Source organism: Catenibacterium sp. UBA627 (assembly GCF_002299355.1).
Classification (GTDB): domain Bacteria; phylum Bacillota_I; class Bacilli_A; order Erysipelotrichales; family Coprobacillaceae; genus Catenibacterium; species Catenibacterium mitsuoka.
The window spans coordinates 1-4095 of record NZ_DBPF01000002.1 but is presented as its reverse complement, the minus strand read 5'-3'; the positions used below and the strand labels follow the sequence as shown (position 1 = coordinate 4095).

Below are 4095 nucleotides of genomic sequence, written 5' to 3'. Positions count from 1 at the left end.
TTCTATCTTGCTCATAATAAGGAACTTCATGAAAGTGGCAAGAAGTTTATGAGCAGCAACGAGTTTAGAATATGGCTTAACAATGAGTATCTAAAGGACTATAAAGTTGTAAGAATTGGAATATCTGGTTTATCTCCTCTTACTCATTATCGCTTTGGACAATGTATTAAAGAAGCAGTAGAAGATAAGAATGTTTTATTAATTGCGAGTGGTGACTTATCACATTGTTTGAAAGAAGACGGACCTTATGATTATAAATTAGTGGCGAAAAACCAATAAGCTTGCCTATGGGAAGAAAGCCACATAATTTTTACTTAAGTTTTGTATAGAGTAGATATATAATGTATGTACAAAAACAGAAAGAACTTTTTAATCAATGGGAAGACCAAAATCAAATAATGTTATAAACATATCTATTCCTATGGAGTGGAAAATAGAACTTGAAAATCTTGCACGTATCTATTCTGTTGAGGAAGGCAAGACTATTACATTTCTTGACCTTATGCGTAGAGGCATTCAGGAAAAATATCAGCTTGGAGAGCAAGATGATGAGTGAAGAAAATATCACAGTGCTTCACACTGCAAATATCTAATACAATATCATATGGTGTCCTGAATTCTGATTTTCGGTTTTATAAGGTAATGTTGATAATACTTTCAAACAGACATTACAGAAAATTTGTAACGATTATAATTATCATATAAAAGCACTTGAAGTAATGCCGGACCATATACATACCTTTCTAGATGTGCCACAGACTGTAGCTCCTGCGATGTGGCTAGAATTCTTAAAAGCATCAGCACTATCGAATTATTTAACGCGTATCCGCAGCTTAAAAAGTTCTATGTAGGATATGGAACTTTATGGTCATGAGGGTATTTTGTCTCGACTGTAGAACGCATAAGCGAATCTACAGTAATCAAGTATATATAGAGGAACTAAAAAATGATTAGTGACGAAGAATACAAAAAGACTCTAAAACAATTTCATAAGCTTTCTGATAGACATATTCTAGTTGCTGAAACTGATATGTCTTCTTCTGATATGCAAAAAGTTGTAAAGCTTTCGGATAAGATCAGAAAAGCAGGTAACGAACTTGTAGGTCTTATGAGAAAGAATTATGACCGGCTTATGCGTACCAAGAGGTATCGTAAGTTACTTAAATTATACGGTTCTACGAAAGATGATAAAAAACGTAAATATTTTGCTGGACAGCTCAATGAAATGGCAAAGCAGTATGATGTTACCTGGGATTTTTGTAGAAAATCAATGATATTTATTGGAAAGAAGTATAACGTAGATGCGGTCTTTGCGCTTACTAAAGCTGAAGATATTTGGCGTGGCATGGAAAAATGTTTATATGGTAATGGTAATATCTTACATTTTTCTAAATACAGAGACTTACCCTGTATAAGGGCAAAACAGATAGATCGTGGCATCCGTATATTCGTTACGGATAATAAGCTACAATTCAAACTTGGCAGGACTGTATTCGGAATTAAGATTAATGATAGATTTCAGACAGATGAAGTGAATGCAGTATTGGATTATCTTGCTGAATCAGAGATCATGAATAATAAAGCTGTGCAGACACTCATGGATGAAGCGTACTGTATTGATACATATAGAGGTAATTTAAAATAACAAGGGGTTTCTCATATTTTAGTTATCAAATATTGTGGGGCAAATTTTGCCCCACATTTCCTTATGGTTTAGAAGTCAATTTTGGAAATGTCTAAATCTGATGATGTATCAACATCATCATTTTTTATTAGAGACATATGTATATCATCCAATCGATTAGAAATCGATTCTAGTCCATTAAGAATATCTTCTAATATGTCATCTTCTTCGATAATGAGTGGTTCGTTACTTTCATCAATAACGAGTGAAAATACTTTCTTCATTTTAGTTTCTGTCCTTTCTGATACATGTAAAATAGTATGTCGTATCATCATTTAAAGTATAGAGGATACGATTGCGAAATCTTTCCCAGTTCAAATAGCCATTTGAAGCATGTTTGATAAGCTTTATTGTCTTATTTCTGTTTTCAACAATGGCTGTATTCATTTTTCTTTTTGATCTGTCATCTACAATGATGAAGCTGTTGATGATCTCATTTTTCCAGTTGGTCAAGGTGTTGGCAAAGGGTGCCATCTCTTCAACAGGACAGCTTCTGAAATCAATAATGATCTCTTCAAGTTTCTTCTTCGCATTGTCATGATTGCAATGATCATAGAAGTAAACGACCTGATCTTTGAGATTGGATGCAGTTTCCAGTTCTTCATCAATGGAAAGCATATATGTAAAAAGATCACTGTAGTTACAGTATCGATTCAGTACGTGGTTGAGTTTCTTTTCATTGTTGTCATCAAATATTTTGTTGTTGGTTGAAAAAAGCAGCCAATTGAATTTTTTTAATACATAGTAGTATCTGGAAGCTTCTTCGAGTTCTAATCTTTCTTCTTTGGTAATTGTTTTGTCTTTTTCTTTCTGTTTAAGTGTTTCTTTTATTTTTTTATATCTGTTTTGAATACGGATTCTTACTTTATCGACTCTTCGGTTAAGCTCCTGAATGACGTGAAAGTGATCCGTAATACAGACGGCATTGGGGAAAACATGTTTTGTAACGATGCGATATGTATTCCACATATCGAATGAAATATATTTTACTTTTTCACGTTCCTCACGGGGAATAAGCATAAAATAATTTATCAGAACATTTTTATGACGTGATGGAAGCACATCGATGATCTTTTTATCAAGATAGTCAACGATCACGCAGACATAATCACTGTCATGGGACTTAAAGGCATAAACTTCATCCAGGGCAAGACATTCAGGCAACTGTCTTCTTGAAATATGTACATGTCGATCAAAAAGACTGATGGCAGTTGTAATGGAAATACCATATCTTCTGGCAACATCGGTAAAGGTCGCATTTGGAGATTTAAGATCCTTGAGAACATTGGATACAGTAACAACAGAGAGTCTACCTCCAAAAGTAAAGGGATTGTTTTCATAAAAGGACTTTTTACAGTGGGTGCACTGATATCTTCTTGCATGATAGATGATATAGCAGCTGGTGATGGTCAAAATAGAATGAGTAATCTTCTTGTCCTTGTAGTCCTTCACCCTGTTTGTCATGTTGCCGCAAACAGGACACTGACAATAGGTCTGATTAAGGGTGATGCTTACATAAACGCCATCTTTTTTGTGAGTTATTGAGAATTTCTGAACATTGTCCCTTTCAAGATTGAAGAACTTGAGCAGATCATCACTGGAAATGAGCGCATTGGGAGTATCATTTTTATTGATTTCTTTATCATTTATAGAATTATTATTGATTTTCATATGTATAACAGCTCCTTTCTTTATTACAAAGAGAGAATAACAAGGAAATGGGCTGAAATATATAAAAGTCATGTGGTGAGTTGAAAAAAAGAAAATGGATTGTGTCTAACATTCAACTTACAAAAGAGAGCATAGTCAAAAATAAGAGACCGATATTTATTTTTAAGGAAAGAAGAATGAGAGGAAGTTAAAAAATCATTGTTTTTTAAAATATCAACGATGATATTGAAGGAAACAACAGAATAAGGGACCATATCTTCAATCAAGACAGCATGAGTAGAATTACATGAAGGGCATTTAAGTCGTAATATTCTGATCGTATGATTTCTATCAAAGATATCGACATGACGTTCATAGTAGGCATGAATAATCAAACCATTGGAATGACAATTTGGGCATTGAAGATTATTAAAATTTAAAGATGAAATAATTTTATTGTATTGAATTTGAGAAATATACTTGATTTTGATTGGAAGTTTTATTATTATCATAGTGTTCTTATGGACAGATAAGCGTCGCGGTGGCCAAACTTTGATGCTTATCTTTTTTTTTTCTAAAAAATATTGATCTTAAGAATATGATATAAGATTTATGAAAATAACAAAACAGTTATAAAATAAATACCCCAAAAAAATTAACAGCCCAAAGTAAAAATCAGGAGTTGATACCCCTGATTTATTTATTGCCTAAGAAATCCCCACGATTTTTTAGTTACTCCATATAGACCATGCTATGCTACT

At 33.1% G+C, this 4095-nt stretch carries 5 protein-coding genes and 1 pseudogene; 3 read left to right on the top strand and 3 right to left on the bottom strand.

The features are described 5' to 3' along the window. From B2S90_RS00080 to B2S90_RS00075, 3 genes and pseudogenes are all read left to right on the top strand, one after another. Window positions 1-279, top strand: a pseudogene (locus tag B2S90_RS00080) (MEMO1 family protein); the annotation flags it as partial. Window positions 280-677: 398 nt separating this feature from the next. Continuing rightward, window positions 678-851: a transposase gene (locus tag B2S90_RS10840; protein WP_407716415.1), complete on the top strand. Its 174-nt coding sequence runs from the start codon at window positions 678-680 to the stop codon at window positions 849-851. Between the two features lie 95 nt (window positions 852-946). Further along, the gene (locus B2S90_RS00075; protein WP_286696353.1) at window positions 947-1645 is read left to right on the top strand and encodes a hypothetical protein; all 699 of its coding nucleotides are present in this window, start codon (window positions 947-949) and stop codon (window positions 1643-1645) included. Between the two features lie 68 nt (window positions 1646-1713). On the opposite strand, the gene B2S90_RS00070 is transcribed toward B2S90_RS00075, so the two are convergent. From B2S90_RS00070 to B2S90_RS10835, 3 genes are all read right to left on the bottom strand, one after another. Continuing rightward, entirely contained in the window at window positions 1714-1908 is a 195-nt protein-coding gene (locus B2S90_RS00070) for a hypothetical protein (RefSeq protein ID WP_279079311.1), read from the bottom strand. Window position 1909: 1 nt separating this feature from the next. Then, window positions 1910-3355, bottom strand: coding sequence for an ISL3 family transposase (locus B2S90_RS00065; protein WP_286696352.1), 1446 nt, complete (start codon window positions 3353-3355; stop codon window positions 1910-1912). 68 nt (window positions 3356-3423) lie between these two features. Continuing rightward, on the bottom strand, window positions 3424-3846 hold the full coding sequence (locus B2S90_RS10835) for a DUF6431 domain-containing protein (RefSeq protein WP_414630675.1): 423 nt from the start codon (window positions 3844-3846) through the stop codon (window positions 3424-3426). Between the last annotated feature and the right edge of the window lie 249 nt (window positions 3847-4095).

What these genes read in the sequence shown, in the direction of transcription:
- B2S90_RS10835 (WP_414630675.1), bottom strand. Translation starts at nt 3,846, where the DNA reads ATGATAATAATAAAACTTCCAATCAAAATCAAGTATATTTCTCAAATT.
- B2S90_RS00075 (WP_286696353.1), top strand. Translation starts at nt 947, where the DNA reads ATGATTAGTGACGAAGAATACAAAAAGACTCTAAAACAATTTCATAAG.
- B2S90_RS00065 (WP_286696352.1), bottom strand. Translation starts at nt 3,355, where the DNA reads ATGAAAATCAATAATAATTCTATAAATGATAAAGAAATCAATAAAAAT.
- B2S90_RS00070 (WP_279079311.1), bottom strand. Translation starts at nt 1,908, where the DNA reads ATGAAGAAAGTATTTTCACTCGTTATTGATGAAAGTAACGAACCACTC.